Origin of the sequence: Bradyrhizobium sp. F1.4.3, assembly GCF_040548375.1 — a bacterium.
In the GTDB taxonomy this organism is placed as follows: Bacteria; Pseudomonadota; Alphaproteobacteria; order Rhizobiales; family Xanthobacteraceae; genus Bradyrhizobium.
In genome coordinates this window covers 720,228-740,309 of record NZ_JBEPRN010000001.1, presented here as the reverse complement: position 1 = coordinate 740,309, position 20,082 = coordinate 720,228, and the positions used below count along the sequence as shown (strand labels likewise).

Genomic DNA, 20,082 nt, shown 5'->3' with positions numbered 1-20,082 from the left:
GTAGAACGGCCAAAGAGAAAATTCACAAGGAAAGTAGCATGAAGACAAAGTCGATTGCATCGCTTCTGCTCGGCACGGCGTTGACCTTTGCCGCCGCAGGCGCAGCCCTCGCGCAGGACAAGACCGTCAAGATCGGCGCGCTGTCCGATCAATCCGGCCTCTACGCCGACCTCGGCGGCCCCGGCTCGACGCTCGCCGCGCAAATGGCCGTTGAAGATTCCGGTCTCGCCGCGAAGGGCTGGAAGATCGAAATCATCTCGGGCGATCACCAGAACAAGCCGGACATCGGCACCGCGATCGCGCGGCAATGGTTCGACGTCGACAAGGTCGACATCATCGTCGACGTGCCGAACTCCGGCGTAGCGCTCGCCGTCAACAACGTGGTCAAGGAAAAGAACGGCGTCTACATCAATTCGGGTGCGGCGACCTCGGACCTCACCAATGCGCAGTGCTCGCCCAACACCGTGCATTGGACCTACGACACCTACATGCTGGCCCATACCACGGGCCAGGCGCTGGTGAAGGCCGGTGGCGATACCTGGTTCTTCCTGACCGCGGACTACGCTTTCGGTGCGGCGCTCGAGCGCGACACCACCGCGGTCATCACCGCAAATGGCGGCAAGGTGGTCGGCGGCGTCAAGCATCCGCTCAACACGCCGGACTTCTCGTCGTTCCTGCTCCAGGCGCAGGCCTCCAAGGCCAAGATCATCGGCCTTGCCAATGCCGGCGGCGACACCACCAATTCGATCAAGCAGGCTGCCGAATTTGGCATCGTCAAGGGCGGCCAGAAGCTCGCCGCGCTGCTGCTGTTTCTCACCGACGTCAAGGCGATTGGCCTTGAGACCGCGCAGGGCCTCAACTTCACCGAAACTTTCTACTGGGACATGAACGACCAGACCCGGGCGTTCTCCAAGAAGTTCTCGGAGCGGATGAAGAACGGTGCGATGCCGACGATGGTGCAGGCCGGCGTCTATGCTGGCGTGCTGCATTACTTCAAGGCGCTTGAGGCGCTCGGCGGCAATCCGCATGACGGCGCCAAGGTGGTCGAGAAGATGAAGTCGATCCCGACCGACGACGCTCTGTTCGGCAAGGGCGAGATCCAGCCCAACGGCCGCACCATCCACAACGCCTATCTGTTCGAAGTGAAGAAGCCCTCCGAGTCCAAGGGGCCGTGGGACTTCTACAAGCTGGTCGGCACGGTGCCGGGCGACCAGGCCTTCACGCCGCTGTCCGAAAGCAAGTGCGCGCTGTTGAAGAAGTAAGAGCAACAGCCCGCCGGCTGTGAGCCGGCGGGCGTTCTAGGGAACGCCGAAGGGACTGGGTGCAGGATCGATGCAAGCTCTCTATGCACAGCTACTGGTGGGACTGATCAACGGCTCGTTCTACGCGCTGCTCAGTCTTGGGCTTGCCGTGATCTTCGGCATGCTCAACATCATCAATTTCGCCCATGGCGCGCTGTACATGATGGGCGCGTTCTGCGCTTATTTCCTGCTGAACCTCACCGGTCTGAACTATTGGTGGGCGCTGCTGATCGCGCCGATCCTGGTTGGCATCTTCGGCATGATCCTGGAGCGGACCATGCTGCAATGGCTGACCGGCCTCGATCACCTTTACGGACTGCTACTGACCTTCGGCATCGCGCTGATCGTGCAAGGCGTCTTTCAGAATTATTTTGGTTCATCCGGCCTGCCTTACGCCATTCCGGATCAGCTCAAGGGCGGCATGAATCTCGGCTTCATGTTCCTGCCGATCTATCGCGCCTGGGTCGTCATCTTCTCGCTAGTCGTCTGTGTGGCGACCTGGTTCCTGATCGAGAAGACGCGGCTCGGTGCCTATTTGCGCGCCGCCACTGAAAATCCGACGCTCGTGCGCGCCTTCGGCATCAACGTGCCACGGATGATCACGCTTACCTACGGCCTCGGCGTCGGCCTTGCCGCGCTCGCCGGCGTGCTATCGGCGCCGATCAACCAGGTGCGGCCGCTGATGGGCGCCGACCTCATCATCGTGGTGTTCGCGGTGGTGGTGATCGGCGGCATGGGCTCGATCATGGGATCGATCATCACGGGCTTTGCACTCGGCGTGATCGAGGGCCTGACCAAGTATTTTTATCCCGAGGCCTCCAACACCGTCGTGTTCGTCCTGATGGTGCTGGTGCTTTTGGTGAAGCCAACGGGATTGACGGGAAGGGCGGCCTGATATGACAGCCTTGACGGACGACACGCTGCCGGTGACCCCGCGCGCGATGCGTGACGAGATGATCGTGTTTGTGGTGATGGCGCTGCTGCTGGCCTCGGTGCCATTCAGCGGCATCTATCCGTTCTTCGTAATGCAGGCGCTGTGCTTCGCGCTGCTTGCCTGCGCCTTCAACCTGCTGATCGGCTATGGTGGCCTGCTGTCGTTCGGCCACGCGATGTTCTTGGGCACGGCCGGCTATTGCAGCGCGCATGCACTGAAGGTGTGGGGGCTGCCGCCGGAGCTCGGCATCCTCGTCGGTGTTGCCGGTGCCTTCGTCCTCTCGATCATAACCGGTTACATCTCGATCCGCCGCCAAGGCATCTATTTCTCGATGATCACGCTGGCGCTGTCGCAGCTCCTGTACTTCATCTACCTCCAGGCGCCATTCACCCATGGCGAGGACGGCATCCAGGGCATTCCGCAGGGGCGGATGTTCGGCGTGTTCGATCTGACCAAGCCGACCGTTCTCTACTATGTCGTGCTCGTCGGCTTCCTCGCCGGCTTCCTGCTGATCTACCGCATCATCAATTCGCCCTTCGGCGAGGTCCTGAAGTCGATCCGCGAGAATGAGCAGCGCGCGATCTCGCTAGGTTACCGGACCGACCAGTACAAATTCCTGGCCTTCGTCCTCTCGGGTACGCTGGCGGGCTTCGCCGGTTCGCTGAAGGTGTTTGTGGCGCAGAATGCCTCGCTCACCGACGTGCACTGGTCGATGTCGGGCGAAGTCGTGCTGATGACGCTGGTCGGCGGCCTCGGTACCATCTTGGGCCCCGTGGTCGGTGCCTTCGTGATCATCGCCATGCAGCAATATCTGGCGAGCTTCGGCCAATGGGTGACGGTGATCCAGGGTTCGATCTTCGTGATTTGCGTGCTCACCTTCCGCCGCGGCGTGGTCGGGGAGATCGCGCATTACTTCCGGCGCTCGCTCTAAGGTGTTGATATAACGTCAATTTATCTGTTGATTGAAAGCGGTGGATGACCTGGCACCGCGGACGTGAGGTGACACGCGCGCGGAGCGAAAATGGTCTATGACAGTTTTGTGACGGCCCGCTCGGGCCGGGCCATTTCCAACCGGTAGCCTATCCTCATGATGCGATGGTTTCGCGCTTTCCTGCCCAAGGAAGAACGGTTCTTCGACCTGTTCGACCGCCATGCCCAGACCGTGATCCAGGGCTCCATCGCGCTCCAGGGCATGCTCAACGGGGGTGAGGAGACGCCGGTCTATTGCCAGCGTGTCAACCAGTTCGAGAACGACGCCGACAACATCACGCGTGAGGTGCTGACGGCGGTGCGTCGCACCTTCATCACGCCGTTCGACCGTGGCGACATCAAGAACCTCATCACCTCGATGGACGACGCCATCGACCAGATGCAGCAGACGGCCAAGGCCGTGATGCTGTTCGAGGTCCGCGCCTTCGAACCGCCGATGCGCGAGATCGGCGGGCTTCTGATCGAATGCGCCAACCTGGTCGGGCGTGCGCTGCCGCTGATGCAGGCGATCGGCCAGAATGTGGCGATGCTGACCGCCATCACGGAAGAGCTGACCAAGCTCGAGGGCCGGGTCGACGACCTCCACGATATCGGCCTGAAGGAGCTGTTCCTCAAGCATCGCGACGGCAGCGCGATGAACTTCATCGTGGGGGCCGAGATATACGATCATCTCGAAAAGGTCGCCGATCGCTTCGATGACGTGGCGAACGAGATTAACAGCATCGTCATTGAACAAGTCTAGCGCAGGGGCCGCGCCGTGGATGCTGCGTTGGGATTTCCCGTCCTGGTCGGACTGATTGCCGTCGCGCTGCTGTTCGACTTCCTGAACGGTTTGCACGACGCTGCCAATTCGATCGCGACCATCGTTTCGACCCGCGTGCTGCGGCCGCAATTCGCGGTGTTCTGGGCCGCCTTCTTCAATTTCGTGGCGTTCATGGTGTTCGGCCTGCACGTGGCCCAGACCATCGGCACCGGCATCATCGATCCCGCGATCGTCGATGCCCAGGTGATCTTCGCGGCCCTCGTCGGTGCCATCGTCTGGAACCTCGTGACATGGGCGCTCGGCATTCCGTCCTCGTCTTCGCACGCGCTCATCGGCGGGTTGTTCGGCGCGGGCGTGGCCAAAGCCGGGATCTCGGCGGCGGTCTGGAGCGGATTGTCCAAAACGGTGATCGCAATCGTGCTGTCTCCGCTCGTCGGATTCCTGCTTGCGATGATGTTGGTCGCGATCGTGTCCTGGGCCTCGGTGCGATCGACCCCGTTTGCCGTGGATCGCGCCTTCCGCATCCTGCAATTCGCCTCAGCCTCGCTCTATTCGCTCGGCCATGGCGGCAACGACGCCCAAAAGACCATGGGCATCATCGCCGTGCTGCTCTATTCGCAGGGCCACCTCGGCGGCGAATTCTTCGTGCCGTTCTGGGTGGTGCTGTCGTGCCAGGCGGCCATGGCGATGGGCACCCTGATGGGCGGCTGGCGCATCGTTCGCACCATGGGCCTGCGCATCACCAAATTGACGCCGATGCAGGGTTTTTGCGCCGAGACTGGTGGCGCCGCGACGCTGTTCATGGCCACCTTCCTCGGGGTTCCCGTCTCGACCACCCATACCATCACCGGCGCCATCGTCGGCGTCGGTGCCGCCCGCCGCCTCTCGGCGGTGCGCTGGAACGTCGCCAGCTCGATCGTCTATGCCTGGGTAATCACGATGCCGGCCTCGGCGATCGTTGCGGCGCTGACCTGGTGGGCGGTCAGGATTTTCATCAAGTGACGAGCTTCAGCCCGGCAATGCCGGCGACGATCAACCCGATGCTGGCAAGGCGGAACGCGGCGGCGGGCTCACCGAACAGGATGATGCCGAGCGCCGCGGTGCCGACCGCGCCGATGCCGGTCCAGACCGCATAGGCGGTTCCAATCGGCAGCGTCTTCAGGGCGAGGCCCAGCAGGATCACGCTTCCAGCCATGGCGGCGAGCGTAAAGACAGACGGAACGAGCCTGGTAAAACCCTCGGTGTATTTGAGACCGATCGCCCAGGCGATCTCCAGCAGACCGGCGACGAACAGGATGCTCCAAGCCATGACGACCCTCCATTCAAGCCAGGGTCGTCCCCGCGGCAGATGTGCTGATGAGCGGGAAGGCCGTCCTCCCCAAACTTGATCCCAGGCCCGATATGGGGCTGGCCGAAGGGCTCCGCAATCACCAATTGAGGCTTGATCAGGCCCATTTTCCCTGCCAAACGCTCCCGCAATGTCCGACATCGCCACATCAGCCGAATCGCCGGCCCGTTCCCCGCTTGCCGCTGAAGTGTCGCGGCGGCGCACCTTTGCGATCATCTCGCACCCGGACGCCGGCAAGACCACGCTGACCGAAAAGCTGCTGCTGTTCGGTGGCGCGATCAATCTCGCCGGCCAGGTCAAGGCCAAGGGCGAGCGGCGCAACACACGCTCGGACTGGATGAAGATCGAGCGCGAGCGCGGCATCTCGGTCGTGACCTCGGTGATGACCTTCGAGTTCGAAGGCCTCGTGTTCAACCTGCTGGACACGCCGGGCCACGAGGACTTTTCGGAAGACACCTATCGCACACTGACGGCGGTCGACTCCGCCGTGATGGTGATCGACGCCGCCAAGGGCATCGAGGCGCGGACGCGAAAACTGTTCGAGGTCTGCCGCCTGCGCGATATCCCGATCATCACTTTCATCAACAAGATGGACCGCGAGAGCCGCGATGTTTTCGAGCTCCTCGACGAGATTGAGAAGACGCTGGCGCTCGACACCACGCCGATGACCTGGCCGGTCGGCCGTGGCCGCGACTTCCTCGGCACCTATGACGTCGTCAACGGCGGGGTGCGGCTGCTCGAAGGCGGCGGCGCCAAGACTGGCGCGGCGCAGCAGATCGAGATCGCCGAACTCGGAAAACTCAATGCGAACCTCGACGTATCCGCGGTGAAGGACGAGCTCGAGCTCGTCACCGCGGCCTCCAAGCCGTTCGAGCTGGAGGCGTTTCGCGAGGGCCATCTGACGCCGGTCTATTTTGGCAGTGCGCTGCGCAATTTCGGCGTCGGCGATCTGCTGGAAGGACTCGGCAAGTTCGCCCCTGAGCCGCGCGCGCAGGAGAGCGACCAGCGCAAGGTCGAGGCAACCGATCCGCGCATGAGCGCCTTCGTGTTCAAGATCCAGGCCAACATGGATCCGAACCACCGCGACCGCATCGCCTTTGCGCGGCTGTGCTCCGGCAAGCTCAGCCGCGGCATGAAGGCCAAGCTGGTGCGCACCGGCAAGAGCATGCCGCTGTCGAGCCCGCAATTCTTCTTCGCGCAGGACCGTTCGGTTGCGGACGAAGCCTTTGCCGGCGACGTCGTCGGCATTCCCAATCACGGCACGTTGCGCATCGGCGATACCTTGACCGAGGGCGAGGATTTCAACTTCGTCGGCGTGCCGAGCTTTGCGCCGGAAATCGTCCGCCGCGTGCGTCTGACCGATGCGATGAAGGCGAAGAAGCTGAAGGAAGCGCTTCAGCAGATGTCGGAAGAGGGCGTGGTGCAGGTATTCCGCCCGCGCGACGGAGCGCCGGCGCTGGTCGGCGTGGTCGGCGCGCTCCAGCTCGACGTGCTGAAGGCGCGGCTCGAGGCGGAATACGCGCTACCGGTAGAGTTCGAGGTGAGCGAGTTCCAGCTCGCGCGCTGGGTCTCGTCGGATGACCGCAAGAAGCTCGACACGTTCCTTGCCGCCAACACCTCGAGCATCGCCGACGATGTCGATGGCGATCCCGTGTATCTGGCGAGAAACGAGTTCTATCTCGGCTACACCAGGGAACGCGCCGAGGGCATCGAATTCACCAACGTCAAGGACGTGAAGAAGAAGGGGTAGGGTGCGCCTCAGCCGCTTGAGCGCGAGCATGTGAACGCTCGCCGGCTTGACGCATTCATGCGCGGTGCCACGTTCTCCTGATGTGACATTGTGAGTTCACGTCATGTGGCGCGGCATCCTCATATTCTTCCTGTTGGCGGTATCAACGGTTGCGACCGACGCGCGGCGCCGGCAGATCAATCCGATCCCGTTTTCGCACGAGCCGTGCAGCGTGCTCGCTAACCGGCCCTGCACGCCGTCGTATTGCAGCGTGCTCGAGCACGGACCCTGCATTCCCGAGATCGACTATCCCTACGGGGAGAACCTCCAGCTCACGATCGAGAGCGTGCCGCCCGAGGCCGATCGCGCCAAATACCAGAAGCCCGATCACGATCTCGACACGATCGGCGACCTCTTCGCCGAGTTGCGTACCTGCTGGTCGCCGCCACCAGACAATGGGCGCGCGGGCATGCAGATGGCGGTGCGCTTCAGTTTTAACAAGGCTGGTAGCCTGATCGGCCCGCCGCGGCTGACCTTTGCAACCGCTGGCGTCCCGGCCGATACCAGAGCGACTTATCTGAACGCGATCAATGCATCCTTGAACGCCTGCCTGCCGTTGAAATTCACCAGCGGCCTCGGTGGCGCCTTGGCGGGGCGCCCGATTGCGATCCGCTATGTCGATAATCGGCAGCTTGGCAAGTAGCGCGCAACTCGATCTTCCTGAGCAGCGCCGTTGCGACCAGCCGCCAATCAATGATACGCCATGGGCGGGGGCGCTGGTTGAGGGGAGGATGTCGTGGGTCTGCTGGTCATGATCCTGGGGCTCGTGCTGTTTTTTGCGGCCCATATTTTCACAACGAAACGCGAAGCGCGCGCGCAGGCGATCGCAAGACTGGGCGAGGGGACCTACAAGATCCTCTATTCGCTGGTCTCGCTCGCGGGGCTGGCGCTGATCGTCTGGGGCTTTGCGCATTATCGCGCAACCGGCTGGATCGACGTCTGGTATCCGCCGAAGGCGATGAAGCACATCACGATCGCGCTGATGCTGCCCGCTGTGATCCTGGTCGTTGCGTCCTACCTGCGCGGCCGCATCTATGCGACGCTGAAGCATCCGATGCTCGCCGGCATCAAGCTGTGGGCGGCCGCGCATCTTCTGGCGAACGGCGATCTCGGCTCCATCATTCTGTTCGGCTCGTTTCTCGGCTGGGCGGTGTATGACCGCATTTCGTTCAAATATCGCACCGACGGCGGCGGGCCACCGATTCCGGTGGGCGGCGTCACCAATGATTTGATCGCGGTCGCTGTCGGCGTCGTCGCCTATCTGGCGCTGGCATTTGCGTTCCATCCCGTTGTGATTGGTGTTCCCGTCATGGGGGGCTAGCTTCAGCCGATCAGCGCAAGACAGGACCGCGTGTCCATGCGCGGAAGGTGACAAAAGCAACAAGCCGAGGACCCTCCGATGGACTGGTCGCAATCTCAGATTCCGCCGATGCGGTTCGAGGCGCGCTTTGGCGATCGGGTGGTGCCGGCCTTCTGCGATCGGCCGGCAAGCCTCTGGGCGATGATTGCGGAGGCCTGTGCGCGCAACGCCGACGGCGAAGCGCTCATTTGCGGCGATGCCCGGCTGAGCTGGCGGCAGGCCGTGGATCAGGCCGCGCGGATCGCATCGGGCTTCCGCAAGCTCGGCTTGCAGCGCGGCGACCGTGTTGCGATCCTGCTCGGCAATCGCGTTGAATTTCCGCTGCTGCTGTTTGCCGCCGCGCATGAGGGGCTTGTCACCGTGCTGCTCAGCACGCGGCAGCAGAAGCCGGAGATCGCCTATGTCCTCACCGATTGTGGTGCCAAGATCCTGATCCACGAAACGGTGCTCGCGGAGCGGTTGCCCGATGCGCGGGATGTTCCTGAGGTGATCCGCCGCATCGCCATCGATAATGATGCGCAGCTGTCGCGCTTTGCCGTGCTCGCCGACAACGTGCCGGCTCCGGCGCCGGTTGATGTGAGTGAGGAGGACGCCGCGATGATCCTCTACACCTCGGGCACGACCGGCAAGCCGAAGGGCGCGATGCTGGCTCATTGCAACATCGTCCATTCCTCGATGGTTTTCGTTTCCTGCTTGCAACTGACGGAGGCGGATCGTTCGATCGCGGCGGTCCCGCTCGGCCATGTGACCGGCGTCGTCGCCAATATCACGACCATGATCCGCTGCGGTGGCGCGCTGATCATCATGCCGGAGTTCAAGGCCGCCGAATATCTCAAGCTCGCCGCGCGCGAGCGCGTCACCTACACGGTGATGGTGCCGGCGATGTACAATCTCTGCCTGCTCCAGCCGGATTTCGACGGCTATGATCTATCGAGCTGGCGCATCGGCGGCTTTGGCGGCGCGCCGATGCCGGTCGCGACCATCGAGAAGCTCGAGGCGAAGATTCCCGGCCTGAAGCTGGCGAACTGCTACGGTTCGACCGAGACGACGTCGCCATCGACGATCATGCCGGGCGAGCTGACGGCCAGCCATATCGACAGCGTCGGCCTGCCGTGTCCCGGAGCGCGGATCATCGCGATGGGGACCGATGGGCGCGAGCTGCCGCATGGCGAGATCGGCGAACTCTGGATCCAGAGCGCATCCGTCATCAAGGGCTATTGGAACAACCCGAAGGCTACCGCCGAAAGTTTTACCGGCGGCTTCTGGCATTCCGGCGATCTCGGCTCGGTCGATGCGGATGGGTTCGTCCGCGTGTTCGATCGAAGCAAGGACATGATCAACCGCGGCGGCCTGAAGATCTATTCCGCCGAGGTCGAGTCCGTGCTGGCCGGCCATCCCGCGGTGGTCGAGAGCGCGATCATCGCAAAGCCGTGCCCAGTGCTGGGCGAGCGCGTCCATGCCGTGGTGGTGACGCGCGTGCAGGTCGGGAGCGATGACTTGCGGGCCTGGTGCGCCGAGCGGTTGTCCGACTACAAGGTGCCGGAGACGATGACCCTCACCGCCGAGCCGCTGCCGCGCAACGCCAACGGCAAGGTGCTGAAGCGGCAGTTGCGGGAGTTTCTGGTCGGCTCATGAGTCCGGAAGGCGCCCCCGGGCTATCCCGGACCGCGCGTTAACGCCTTGATCGGGCTTGCTTTGCCTTGCCTCCGCCATATCGATAGGTTATCGCCGCCGCACGTGGGGACGGGTTTTAGACGCGCACGATCTGGCGCGCGCTCCCGGCCGGGCATGGGATAAGCATAAGTGTCTGAATTATTTGACGAAGTCGACGAGGAAGTACGTCGCGAACAGCTCAAGAGGCTGTGGGACAGATATTCGATCTACTTCATCGCCCTCATGGTGCTGGTCGTGGCCGCCGTCGGCGGCTGGCGCGGCTACCAGTACCTGGAGGCCAAGAAGGCCGCCGAGGCCGGCGCCGCCTTCGAGAAGGCTGTCGAACTGTCGGAGCAGGACAAGCATGCCGAGGCTGAGGTGGCCTTTACCGACCTCGCTGCCAAGGCCCCCTCGGGCTACCGCACCTTGGCGCGGCTGCGTGCTGCGGCCGAAGCGGCGGTCCGCGATCCCAAGGCTGCGGCCAAGATCTACGACGACATCGCCGCCGATCGTGGCGTCGGCAGCGAGTGGCAGGATCTCGCGAAGGTTCGCGCGGCCGGCTTGTTGCTCGACAGCGTTGGCTATGCCGATATGCAGCAGCGGCTGGAGGCCTCCACCGCACCCAAGTCGACCTTCCGCCACAGTGCCCGCGAGATGCTCGCGCTGTCGGCTTGGCGCAACAACGACATGACCGCGGCCCGCAAATGGCTCGACGCGATCGCCGAGGACGGCGAAACGCCGCCGGGCCTGCGCTCGCGCGCCGAAGCGCTCCAGGCGCTACTGCCGCCCGTCGCCAAAAGCTGACGGTCCCGAGAGTTCAGACGAGATACTGATATGCGCCGCACGACCCGCTTGATCGCAGCCGCCGTCCTGATCGCCTTCACGGGCGTTCTGGGCGGCTGCTCCAGCTTCGATCCGAGCGACATGCTCGACTGGCTCGACACCAAGAAGAAGCTGCCGGGCGATCGTAAGCCGGTATTCCCTGAGGGCGTGCCGGGTCTTGAGCAGGGCGTGCCGAAAGACATGTACAAGGGCGCCCAGCAGCAACAGCCGGATCCGAATGCGCCTGCCGTTGCGGCGCTGCCGGTCGAGCCGCCCCCTGCTGAAGCGGCGAAACCGTCGAAATCCGCCAAGGCGAAGAAGACCAGGCAGCCGGCCGCCACCGCGGCCACACCGGCTGAAGCGCCGGCCGGTGAGGTCGATGGCGAGGCCCAGCCCGAGGCTGCGCCAGCGCCGGCCGCACCACCGCCGAAGCAGAAGATCGTCCGCAAGCGCACCACTGCGCCGCCGCCGGATCAATCCACACAGCAGCCGGCGCAATCGGCGCAGACCACGCAGCAACAGCAGTCGCAGGGGGCCTTCCCGGCACCGATGCCCAGCGGCAGTTTCTCCCGCTAATATTTTTTCACTGAATTGACAGTCGCAGCCTCCGCGGCGCACGAATGACCAATGCCCTTTACGATCGCCATTATCGGCCGGCCGAATGTCGGAAAATCGACGCTGTTCAACCGCCTGGTGGGACAGAAGCTCGCGCTCGTCGATGACCTGCCCGGCGTCACCCGCGACCGTCGCGAGGGCGAGGCCAGGCTCGGCGATCTCGAATTCATCATCATCGACACCGCCGGTCTCGACGAAGGCGCCAAGGGCTCGCTGACTGCGCGCATGCAGGAGCAGACGGAAACCGCGATCGCGCAGGCCGATGCTCTGTTCTTTGTGATCGACGCGCGCGTCGGCCTCACGCCCACCGACCGCGCCTTCGCCGATTTCGCCCGCCGCGCCAACAAGCCGGTGCTGCTGGTCGCCAACAAGAGCGAGGGCAAGCATGGCGACGCCGGCGCGATGGAGGCCTTTGCGCTCGGCCTCGGCGATCCCATCCAGATCTCGGCCGAGCACGGCGAGGGCATGGGCGAGCTCTACGACGCTCTCCGCGGACTGATGCCGGAGCCCGTCGACGAGGATGAGGCCGAAGACGACGAGCCGCGGTCCGAGGAAGAGGCTGCCACGCGTCCGATCCGGGTTGCCATCGTCGGCCGGCCCAATGCCGGCAAGTCGACAATGATCAACCACCTGCTCGGCGAGGAGCGCCTGCTGACGAGCCCGGAGGCCGGCACCACGCGCGATTCCATTGCGGTCGAGATCAACTGGAACGGCCGCGAGTTTCGTGTGTTCGATACTGCTGGTCTCCGCCGGCGCTCGCGCATTGAGGAGAAGCTGGAAAAGCTCTCGGTTGCGGACGCGTTGCGCGCGGTGCGCTTTGCCGAAGTCGTCGTGATGATGATGGATGCGCAGAACCGCTTCGAGGAGCAGGATCTGCGCATCGCCGATCTGATCGAGCGCGAGGGCCGGGCGATGGTGCTCGCGGTCAACAAATGGGATCTGATGGAGAGCAAGGGCGGCGGCGCCATTTCCGGCCTGCGCCGGGATGCCGATCACTTGCTGCCGCAGGTCAGGGGTGTCCCGATCGTCGCCGTCTCCGGCTTGATGGGCGAGGGCATCGACCGCCTGATGCAGGCGATCCAGGACGCCTATATGCTCTGGAACAGGCGCGTCTCGACCGCGGCATTGAACCGCTGGTTCGAGGAGGCGGTCCAGACCAATCCGCCGCCCGCCGTATCCGGCCGGCGGCTGAAGCTGAACTACATCACGCAGACGAAAGCACGCCCGCCGAGCTTCGTATTGTTCTGTTCGCGCGCGGACGCGGTGCCGCAGTCATATTTGCGCTACCTCACCAACTCGATGCGTGAGGCCTTCGACCTGCCGGGCACGCCGGTGCGCATCACCTTGCGCGAGAAGGCCAATCCGTTCGCGCACAAGCGCAAGCGCTTGTCGTGAGCCGAGAGGCCGGCGAGGCGACAGCGCCGGGCGCTGCGCCGATCCGGCGCGGCGCCGTCGCCTTCATCTTCGTTACCATCCTGCTCGACATGCTGGCGCTCGGCGTGATCATGCCGATCCTGCCAAAGCTGATCGAGAGCTTCGTCGGCAACGACACGGCGCATGCGGCCCGCATCTTCGGCCTGTTCGGCACCGCCTGGGCGCTGATGCAATTCGTGTTCTCGCCGGTGCTGGGCGCGCTGTCGGATCGCTTCGGACGCCGGCCAGTGGTGCTGCTGTCGAATTTCGGGCTCGCCGCCGACTACGTGCTGATGGCGCTCGCGCCGTCGCTTGTCTGGCTGTTCGTCGGCCGCGTGATCTCCGGCATCACCTCGGCCAGCATCTCAACCGCCTTCGCCTATATCGCGGACATCACGCCGCCGGAGCGGCGCGCGGCGATCTTCGGCAAGATCGGCGCGGCCTTCGGCGCCGGCTTCATCCTGGGCCCGGCGCTGGGCGGCCTGCTCGGCGACATCGATCCGCGACTGCCGTTCTGGGCATCGGCTGGCTTAAGCTTTGCCAATGCGCTGTACGGCCTGTTGATCCTGCCGGAATCATTGGCGCCGGAAAAACGCGCACCGTTCCGCTGGACCAGCGCCAATCCGGTCGGGGCGCTTCAGCTGTTGCGCTCCAATACGGGGCTGGCCGCGCTGTCGGTCGTCAATTTCATCGCGCAGGTTGCGCATGTCGTGCTGCCGTCGACCTTCGTGCTCTATGCGACCTATCGCTACGGCTGGGATTCCAAGACCGTCGGACTGACGCTCGCAATGGTCGGCGTTTGCGCCATGGTGGTGCAGGGGCTCGCCATCGGCCCGATCGTGCGCACGCTCGGTGAACGTGGCGCGCTTCTGCTCGGATTGTGCTGCGGTGCCATCGGCTTCGCGATCTTCGGCTGCGCGCCGACGGGACCGCTGTTCTGGCTCGGCATTCCCGTGATGTCACTATGGGGTATCTCGGGCGCCGCCATACAATCGCTGATGACGCGGCTGGTCGCGCCCGATCAGCAGGGCCAGTTGCAGGGCGCAACCGCGAGCGTGCAGAGCGTGTCGCAGCTCGTCGGCCCGTTCCTGTTCACGCTGACGTTTTCGTATTTCATCAGCGGCAGCGCGCCGATGCATTTGCCCGGCGCGCCGTTCCTGCTTGCGGCGGTGCTGATGGTGCTGTGCGTGGCGATCGCGGTGCGGACGCTGGCAGATCATCGTCATTCCGGGCTGGTGCGTTAGCACCAGACCCGGAATCTCGAGATCCCGGGCTCGATGCTTCGCATCGCCCCGAGATGACCGCTACGCGGTCACTTCTTCACCAGCGGGCACTCGCTGTCCTTGAGCGGCTTGGCTGCATCTTCCGCCGGGATGGTCGCGACCAGCTTGTAATAGTCCCACGGTCCCTTGGACTCTTCCGGCTTCTTCACCTCGAACAGATAGGCCGGGATGATGCGCCGGCCGTCCTCGCGCAGCGGGCCCTTGCCAAACAGCGGATCGTCGGTGGGAAGTTCCTTCATCTTGGCGACGACCTTGGCGCCGTCATGCGGATTGCCGCCGAGCGCTTCCAGCGCCTTCAGGTAATGCAGCACGGCCGCATAGTTGCCGGCCTGGGTCATCGACGGCATCGCTTTGTTGGCTGCCTTCTCCTGGAAACGCTTCGACCAGGCGCGGGTGTTGTCGTTGAGGTCCCAGTAGAAGGATTCGGTGAAGGTCAGGCCGTGCGCGGTCTTGAGGCCAAGCGAGTGGACGTCGTTGATGAAGAGCAGCAGCGCGGCGAGCTTCTGGCCGCCTTCGACGATGCCGAACTCGGCCGCCTGCTTGATCGAGTTAGTGGTGTCGCCGCCGGCATTGGCGAGCCCGACGATCTTCGCCTTTGAGTTCTGCGCCTGGAGCAGGAAGGAGGAGAAATCGGAGGTGTTGAGCGGATGCTTGACGCCGCCCACCACCTTGCCGCCATTCGCGGTGACGACTGCGCTTGTGTCGCGCTCGAGCGCGGCGCCGAAGGCATAGTCGGCGGTCAGGAAGAACCAGCTATCGCCGCCCGCCTTGGTCAGCGCCTTGCCGGTGCCGGTAGCGAGCATGTAGGTGTCGTAGCTGTAGGAGATGGTGTTGGCGTTGCAGGCCTTGCCGGTGAGGTCGGCGCTGGCGCCGCCATTGTTGAGCAGGACGGCGTTCTTTTCCTTGACGAGGTTGCTGACGGCCAGAGCCACGCCGGAGTTCGGCGTGTCGGCGATCGCGTCGACCTTCTGGGTGTCGATCCACTGGCGTGCGATGTTGACGCCGACGTCCGGCTTGTTCTGGTGATCGCCGCTGAGAACCTCGATCTTCCAGCCCTTTGCCAGCAGGCCGGAATCCTCGACCGCCATCTTGACCGCCATCACGGAGTTGGGGCCGCCGATATCGGCGTAGAGGCTCGACATGTCGTTGAGCACGCCGATCGTGGCGGTCTTGTCCTGGGCGTAAGCGGATGTTGAAAAGCCGAAGGCGGCACAGGCCAGAAGCGCGGCATAGCGGCGCGCGAGCGTCGTCGTCATAAAAGGTTTCCTCCGTTGTCAAATATGCGGACGGCTCTCTTGGATGAAGCCTTTGTCCGGTGGACTCCGTAGCCTGTCCGACGGCGCGCGGCAATGCGCCTAAAGCCGGATGACGCTGCGTCGAAGCGTCATCCGGCGGTTAACTTTTGGGCAAAGCGTTCCGCCGTCTATTTGAGCGCGTCCGAGGTCAGCTTGAACTTCTGGATGCGCTTTCCGGTGTCGACCTCGGCGGTATAGACGTTACCCTTGGCATCCACCGCCATCGCGTGCACCCAGTGGAATTGACCGGCGTTGCGGCCGTTGCGGCCGAAGCTGCCGACCACGCTGCCGTCGTCGCGCTTGATGATCCGGATTTCGTTGTTCTCGCCGTCAGCACTGAGCAGATAAGTCTGCTTCGGATCAGGCCAGATCGCGATGTCCCACACCGCGCCGTTGCCGAGCGTGTTCTTCTCGAAGAAGAACTCCTTCACGAAGGAGCCATCCTTTTTGAACACCTGGATACGGTCGTTGATGCGATCGCAGACATAGACCAGCCCGTCATTGGCGATCTTCACGCAGTGAACGGGATTGCCGAATTGCTGGGAAACCGGGGCCTTGGGATCGTAGGCCGCCTGCTTGTCGTCGTTCGGCTTGTTGCCATAGGCGCCCCAGTGCCGCTTGTAGGCCAGCGTCGTCGCGTCGAACACGATGACACGGTGGTTGCCGTAGCCGTCGGCGACATAGATATCGTTCGCCTCCTTGTCGATCGCGGTTTCAGCAGGCTTGCCGAGCTGGGTCGTGTCGTTGCTGCCAAGGCTCGGCGCGATCTTGCCGATCTGGGCCACGAACTTGCCGTCGAGCGTGAATTTCAGGATGGCGTTGTCGTTGTCGGCATTGCCGCCGACCCAGACGAAGCCGCGCTCGTCGACTTCGATACCGTGCTCGCGGCCGACCCATTCATAGCCTTCGCCCGGACCGCCCCATGACCGCAGCAGATTGCCGTCGGTGTCGAACTCGAGGACGGGCGGTGCCGAGACGCAACACTTGGAGCGCGGCGGGTTGAGGCTTGCGCCCTTCTCGTCGTCGGTGAGCGAGCGCGGACGGTGGATCACCCAGATGTGGCCCTGCCAGTCGACGGTGATGCCGCCGACCTGGCCGAGGATCCAGTTGTTCGGCAGCGGCTTTGGCCAGGACGGGTCGACCGCGAAGGTCGGGACGTCGCCGGCGGAGGCCGCGTTCGGAAGCGCGAACGCTATAGCTGCGATCAGGATGGAGACGGCGTGCGAGACACGTGCGAGCGCACGGTTGAGGCCTGCGCGATCATGCCATGGTGCCATGGCAACCTCCCTTTTTTGGCTTGCGACTTGCTGCCGCTTGAGCGCGGGCAGTCAATCGCGGGGAGGCGACTGAGTCAATCAGGCCGGCGAGCGGAAGCTCATCAAGCTGCGCGACTTGTAGTCGTAGAACTTGCCGGTTTCGATCCAGTCCGGCGCGCACATCGGCACGATGAATTCGGCGACCTGCTCGGGTGTATCGAGCGTCGCCGGATCCTCGCCGGGCATCAGGGTGGCGCGCATGCGGGTGCGGATCGGGCCCGGATTGAACAGATTGACGCGCAATGGCGTGTTCGCGGTCTCCTGCGCCCAGGCGCGCGCCAGCGTCTCCAGCGCAGCCTTGGAGGCCGCGTAGGGGCTGACATAGGCGGTGGCCTTGTTGGCGGCGCCCGAGGTGATGAACACGGCGCGGCCCGCGTCGGACTGCTTCAGCAGCGGCTCCATGCAGCGGATCAGCTGAAAATTCGCTGAGACGTTGATGGCCATGACGTCGTTAAAAGTCTTTAGTTCGATATGACCGACCGGCGAGGAGGGACCGAGCACGCCGGCATTGCCGACGAGGATGTCGAGCTTGCCGTAGCGTTCATGCAATCCCGCGCCGAGCCGCGCGATGCCGTCCGAGTCGGTGAGGTTGAGCGGCACCAGCGTGGCGCTGCCGCCCTCCTTTCGGATCTCGTCATCGAGCTCTTCGAGCCCGCCCTGCGTACGCGCCACCGCCACGATATGCGCGCCGGCTTTCGCCAGTGCCTTTGCCGTGGCGAAGCCGATGCCGCGCGAGGCGCCGGTGACGAGAGCGATGCGATTGGCGAGGGGTTTTGTCATGGAACGGCTCTACCCAGCGTCGTCCCGGCGAAGGCCGGGACCCATACGCCGTGACGGTTATTATTGATGAAGATGGTCATGACGACCTTCTTCGAACCACACAAGCCTGTGGTTATGGGTCCCGGCCCCCGTGCGCAATTGTGCACTAGGCCGGGACGACAAGCTCAGCTCGCCTCCGCCAGCAGCGACAATTGCCGGGGCTGCGGCTCGGTCTGGGTCTGGTCGGTGAGGTGGGTCGGATAGGCGCCGGTAAAGCAATGATCCGAAAACTTCGGATTGGCGGGGTCGCGGCCGGGCTCGCCCATGGCGCGGTACATGCCGTCGATCGACAGGAAGGCGAGCGAGTCGGCGCCGATGATCTCGCGCATCTCGTCCAGCGAATGTGTCGCCGCAAGAAGACCGCCCCGATCGGGCAGGTCGATGCCGTAATAGTCGGGATAGAGGATCGGCGGCGAGGCAAGGCGGAAATGCACTTCCTTCGCGCCGGCATCGCGCATCATGCGCACGATTTTCTTCGAGGTGGTGCCGCGCACCAGCGAGTCGTCGATCAGGATGATGCGCTTGCCCTCGATCGCGGCACGGTTGGCCGAATGCTTCATGCGCACGCCGGATTCGCGGATCGCCTGCGTCGGCTGGATGAAGGTGCGGCCGACATAGTGGTTGCGGATGATGCCGAGCTCGAACGGCACGCCGGAATGCTGGCTGTAGCCGACCGCGGCGGGCACGCCGGAATCCGGCACCGGCACCACGACGTCGACCGGGACATGGCTCTCGCGTGCGAGCTGCGCGCCAAAGGCCTTGCGCACTTCGTAGACCGAGCGGCCGTGGACGATGGAATCCGGACGGGAGAAATAGATGTATTCGAAGATGCAGGGCCGCGGCGCGATCGGCGGAAACGGCTTGTGGATGTCTTGCCCGTTCTCGTCGAACACGATGACTTCGCCGGCCTCGATATCGCGGATGAAGCGCGCGCCGATGATGTCGAGTGCGCAGGTCTCGGACGTCAGGATCGGGCAGCCGTCGAGCTCGCCGAGCACCAGCGGGCGGATGCCGCGTGGATCGCGCGCGCCGACCAGCTTCTTGTTGGTCAGCGACACCAGCGCATAGGCGCCTTCGATCTCGCGCAACGCGTCGATATAGCGCTCGATGAAGCGACTGCGCCGGGAGCGCGCGACCAGGTGCAGGATCACCTCGGTGTCGGTGGTCGACTGCATCATCGCGCCGCTCTTTACGAGCTCGCGGCGCAACGTCAGGCCGTTGGTGAGGTTGCCGTTGTGGGCAACCGCAAGGCCGCCGGCGTTGAGCTCGGCGAACAGCGGCTGCACGTTGCGCAGGATGGTGGCGCCGGTGGTGGAATAGCGGACATGGCCGACCGCCATGTTGCCGGGCAGGCGATCGATCACCTCGCGGCGAGAGAAGGTGTCGCCGACGAGGCCGAGGCGGCGTTCGCTGTGAAAGCGGCTGCCGTCGTAGGAGACGATGCCGGCGGCTTCCTGGCCGCGGTGCTGAAGCGCATGAAGGCCGAGCGCCGTGATGGCGGCTGCGTCCGGATGTCCGTAGATGCCGAAGACGCCGCATTCCTCGCGCAGCGTATCTCCCTCCAGGTCGTCCTGAAGCTCTAGCGCGGCTGGGCCGGGATCGAGATCAAGTTGGGCGTCCTGGTCAGGGTGTCGCATCGTGTCCGCGCCTCTCTGTGGGCTCAATCAACGTGCCGCAGGTTTCTCGATCAGCTTCTTCAGGCTGTCACGAGCCGGTTTGCTGTAGCCGTCGCCACTGCCCGGAGGCTGCTGCTCGGTATCAGCTTGATCATCATCTGGTTTGTTTTTCTTGAATCTCTTCAAGATGGTGTTCTCGGGGTCATCCGGCAAGAGGGACATCAGCCAATCCCCGGTTCCCTGGAGCACTACGCGGGATTTGGCCCCCGTGACCCAGTCCGGGCGCTGCTTGTCCGGCACCAGCCAGGTGAAGAACAGGAAGGCGACCACGACGATCAAGAGCCCGCGGGCCAGCCCGAACAGGAAGCCGAGGGTGCGGTCCAGCGCGCCGATTCGCGAATCCAGGATCATGTCGGAGATCCGGACCGTGATCACGGAGACCACGACCAGGGTACCGATGAATACGCCGGCAACCACGACCACGCTCGCGACCGTGTCGTTGTTGAAATAGGTCTTGGCGGTCGGCAGCAGCTTGGAGAACGAGTACAGTGTCACGATCGCCGCCGTGCCCCAGGCCGCGATCGACAGGATTTCGCGCATGAAGCCGCGGACCATGGCAAGCAGGCCCGAGATCAGCATCACACCGAGCAGGATCAGGTCGAGGAGTGTTACTGGCATCGGCTGGTCTGGTCCGCTCGTGCTCTCAAAGGGTGCTCAGCGAATCGGTGTTTGGCCGCCACCCTAACTGAGGGCCAGACAACGCTT

General features: G+C 63.9%; 19 protein-coding genes. 13 read left to right on the top strand and 6 right to left on the bottom strand.

Annotated elements, in window-relative coordinates; genetic code table 11:
- Positions 1–38 precede the first annotated feature (38 nt).
- The 5 genes from ABIB73_RS03675 to ABIB73_RS03655 all read left to right on the top strand — a co-directional run bounded on the left by ABIB73_RS03675 (position 39) and on the right by ABIB73_RS03655 (position 4,990).
- On the top strand, positions 39–1,262 hold the full coding sequence (locus ABIB73_RS03675) for an ABC transporter substrate-binding protein (protein WP_354221512.1): 1,224 nt from the start codon (positions 39–41) through the stop codon (positions 1,260–1,262).
- A gap of 70 nt (positions 1,263–1,332) precedes the next feature.
- A complete protein-coding gene (locus tag ABIB73_RS03670) occupies positions 1,333–2,196 on the top strand; it encodes a branched-chain amino acid ABC transporter permease (RefSeq protein WP_354221510.1) in 864 nt (287 codons plus the stop codon).
- A 1-nt stretch (position 2,197) separates the two neighbouring features.
- On the top strand, positions 2,198–3,166 hold the full coding sequence (locus tag ABIB73_RS03665) for a branched-chain amino acid ABC transporter permease (RefSeq protein ID WP_354221508.1): 969 nt from the start codon (positions 2,198–2,200) through the stop codon (positions 3,164–3,166).
- Between the two features lie 156 nt (positions 3,167–3,322).
- The gene (locus ABIB73_RS03660) at positions 3,323–3,967 is read left to right on the top strand and encodes a DUF47 domain-containing protein (protein ID WP_354221506.1); all 645 of its coding nucleotides are present in this window, start codon (positions 3,323–3,325) and stop codon (positions 3,965–3,967) included.
- A 15-nt stretch (positions 3,968–3,982) separates the two neighbouring features.
- On the top strand, positions 3,983–4,990 hold the full coding sequence (locus ABIB73_RS03655; protein ID WP_354221504.1) for an inorganic phosphate transporter: 1,008 nt from the start codon (positions 3,983–3,985) through the stop codon (positions 4,988–4,990).
- On the opposite strand, the gene sugE is transcribed toward ABIB73_RS03655, so the two are convergent.
- Positions 4,983–5,297: a quaternary ammonium compound efflux SMR transporter SugE gene (sugE, locus tag ABIB73_RS03650; RefSeq protein ID WP_354221502.1), complete on the bottom strand. Its 315-nt coding sequence runs from the start codon at positions 5,295–5,297 to the stop codon at positions 4,983–4,985. The two genes, ABIB73_RS03655 and sugE, sit on opposite strands and share 8 nt — an antisense overlap.
- Before the next feature lie 169 nt (positions 5,298–5,466).
- On the opposite strand from sugE, the gene ABIB73_RS03645 reads away from it, so the two are divergent.
- The 8 genes from ABIB73_RS03645 to ABIB73_RS03610 all read left to right on the top strand — a co-directional run bounded on the left by ABIB73_RS03645 (position 5,467) and on the right by ABIB73_RS03610 (position 14,232).
- Positions 5,467–7,086: a peptide chain release factor 3 gene (locus ABIB73_RS03645; protein WP_354221500.1), complete on the top strand. Its 1,620-nt coding sequence runs from the start codon at positions 5,467–5,469 to the stop codon at positions 7,084–7,086.
- A gap of 103 nt (positions 7,087–7,189) precedes the next feature.
- Positions 7,190–7,768 carry a UCP034077 family protein gene (locus ABIB73_RS03640; RefSeq protein ID WP_354221498.1) on the top strand — a complete coding sequence of 193 codons (579 nt, stop codon included), beginning with the start codon at positions 7,190–7,192 and terminating at the stop codon, positions 7,766–7,768.
- A 93-nt stretch (positions 7,769–7,861) separates the two neighbouring features.
- Complete coding sequence (locus ABIB73_RS03635) at positions 7,862–8,446, top strand: NnrU family protein (RefSeq protein WP_354221496.1); 585 nt, start codon at positions 7,862–7,864, stop codon at positions 8,444–8,446.
- Between the two features lie 78 nt (positions 8,447–8,524).
- Complete coding sequence (locus ABIB73_RS03630; protein ID WP_354221494.1) at positions 8,525–10,120, top strand: class I adenylate-forming enzyme family protein; 1,596 nt, start codon at positions 8,525–8,527, stop codon at positions 10,118–10,120.
- A gap of 168 nt (positions 10,121–10,288) precedes the next feature.
- Positions 10,289–10,942 (top strand): tetratricopeptide repeat protein, encoded by a 654-nt coding sequence (locus ABIB73_RS03625; RefSeq protein WP_354221492.1) that lies wholly within the window; start codon positions 10,289–10,291, stop codon positions 10,940–10,942.
- A 30-nt stretch (positions 10,943–10,972) separates the two neighbouring features.
- Positions 10,973–11,536, top strand: coding sequence for a hypothetical protein (locus ABIB73_RS03620; RefSeq protein ID WP_354221490.1), 564 nt, complete (start codon positions 10,973–10,975; stop codon positions 11,534–11,536).
- A 51-nt stretch (positions 11,537–11,587) separates the two neighbouring features.
- Positions 11,588–12,970, top strand: a complete 1,383-nt coding sequence (der, locus tag ABIB73_RS03615; protein ID WP_354221488.1) for a ribosome biogenesis GTPase Der — start codon at positions 11,588–11,590, stop codon at positions 12,968–12,970.
- The gene (locus ABIB73_RS03610; RefSeq protein ID WP_354221486.1) at positions 12,967–14,232 is read left to right on the top strand and encodes a TCR/Tet family MFS transporter; all 1,266 of its coding nucleotides are present in this window, start codon (positions 12,967–12,969) and stop codon (positions 14,230–14,232) included. The genes der and ABIB73_RS03610 overlap by 4 nt, the downstream gene beginning before the upstream one ends.
- A gap of 68 nt (positions 14,233–14,300) precedes the next feature.
- Here the strand turns inward: ABIB73_RS03610 and ABIB73_RS03605 are convergent, their stop codons facing one another.
- The 5 genes from ABIB73_RS03605 to ABIB73_RS03585 all read right to left on the bottom strand — a co-directional run bounded on the left by ABIB73_RS03605 (position 14,301) and on the right by ABIB73_RS03585 (position 19,995).
- Complete coding sequence (locus tag ABIB73_RS03605; protein ID WP_354221484.1) at positions 14,301–15,527, bottom strand: ABC transporter substrate-binding protein; 1,227 nt, start codon at positions 15,525–15,527, stop codon at positions 14,301–14,303.
- A 167-nt stretch (positions 15,528–15,694) separates the two neighbouring features.
- On the bottom strand, positions 15,695–16,843 hold the full coding sequence (locus tag ABIB73_RS03600) for an NHL repeat-containing protein (protein ID WP_354221482.1): 1,149 nt from the start codon (positions 16,841–16,843) through the stop codon (positions 15,695–15,697).
- 78 nt (positions 16,844–16,921) lie between these two features.
- Positions 16,922–17,662, bottom strand: coding sequence for an SDR family NAD(P)-dependent oxidoreductase (locus ABIB73_RS03595; RefSeq protein WP_354221480.1), 741 nt, complete (start codon positions 17,660–17,662; stop codon positions 16,922–16,924).
- A gap of 164 nt (positions 17,663–17,826) precedes the next feature.
- The gene (gene purF, locus ABIB73_RS03590; protein ID WP_354221478.1) at positions 17,827–19,338 is read right to left on the bottom strand and encodes an amidophosphoribosyltransferase; all 1,512 of its coding nucleotides are present in this window, start codon (positions 19,336–19,338) and stop codon (positions 17,827–17,829) included.
- A gap of 27 nt (positions 19,339–19,365) precedes the next feature.
- Positions 19,366–19,995: a CvpA family protein gene (locus ABIB73_RS03585; RefSeq protein ID WP_354221476.1), complete on the bottom strand. Its 630-nt coding sequence runs from the start codon at positions 19,993–19,995 to the stop codon at positions 19,366–19,368.
- Positions 19,996–20,082: the final 87 nt, after the last annotated feature.

Coding starts and splice junctions, on each gene's coding strand:
- ABIB73_RS03675 (WP_354221512.1), top strand. CDS start 39: ATGAAGACAAAGTCGATTGCATCGCTTCTGCTCGGCACGGCGTTGACC.
- ABIB73_RS03670 (WP_354221510.1), top strand. CDS start 1,333: ATGCAAGCTCTCTATGCACAGCTACTGGTGGGACTGATCAACGGCTCG.
- ABIB73_RS03665 (WP_354221508.1), top strand. CDS start 2,198: ATGACAGCCTTGACGGACGACACGCTGCCGGTGACCCCGCGCGCGATG.
- ABIB73_RS03660 (WP_354221506.1), top strand. CDS start 3,323: ATGATGCGATGGTTTCGCGCTTTCCTGCCCAAGGAAGAACGGTTCTTC.
- sugE (WP_354221502.1), bottom strand. CDS start 5,297: ATGGCTTGGAGCATCCTGTTCGTCGCCGGTCTGCTGGAGATCGCCTGG.
- ABIB73_RS03645 (WP_354221500.1), top strand. CDS start 5,467: ATGTCCGACATCGCCACATCAGCCGAATCGCCGGCCCGTTCCCCGCTT.
- ABIB73_RS03640 (WP_354221498.1), top strand. CDS start 7,190: ATGTGGCGCGGCATCCTCATATTCTTCCTGTTGGCGGTATCAACGGTT.
- ABIB73_RS03630 (WP_354221494.1), top strand. CDS start 8,525: ATGGACTGGTCGCAATCTCAGATTCCGCCGATGCGGTTCGAGGCGCGC.
- ABIB73_RS03620 (WP_354221490.1), top strand. CDS start 10,973: ATGCGCCGCACGACCCGCTTGATCGCAGCCGCCGTCCTGATCGCCTTC.
- der (WP_354221488.1), top strand. CDS start 11,588: ATGCCCTTTACGATCGCCATTATCGGCCGGCCGAATGTCGGAAAATCG.
- ABIB73_RS03605 (WP_354221484.1), bottom strand. CDS start 15,527: ATGACGACGACGCTCGCGCGCCGCTATGCCGCGCTTCTGGCCTGTGCC.
- ABIB73_RS03600 (WP_354221482.1), bottom strand. CDS start 16,843: ATGGCACCATGGCATGATCGCGCAGGCCTCAACCGTGCGCTCGCACGT.
- ABIB73_RS03595 (WP_354221480.1), bottom strand. CDS start 17,662: ATGACAAAACCCCTCGCCAATCGCATCGCTCTCGTCACCGGCGCCTCG.
- purF (WP_354221478.1), bottom strand. CDS start 19,338: ATGCGACACCCTGACCAGGACGCCCAACTTGATCTCGATCCCGGCCCA.
- ABIB73_RS03585 (WP_354221476.1), bottom strand. CDS start 19,995: ATGCCAGTAACACTCCTCGACCTGATCCTGCTCGGTGTGATGCTGATC.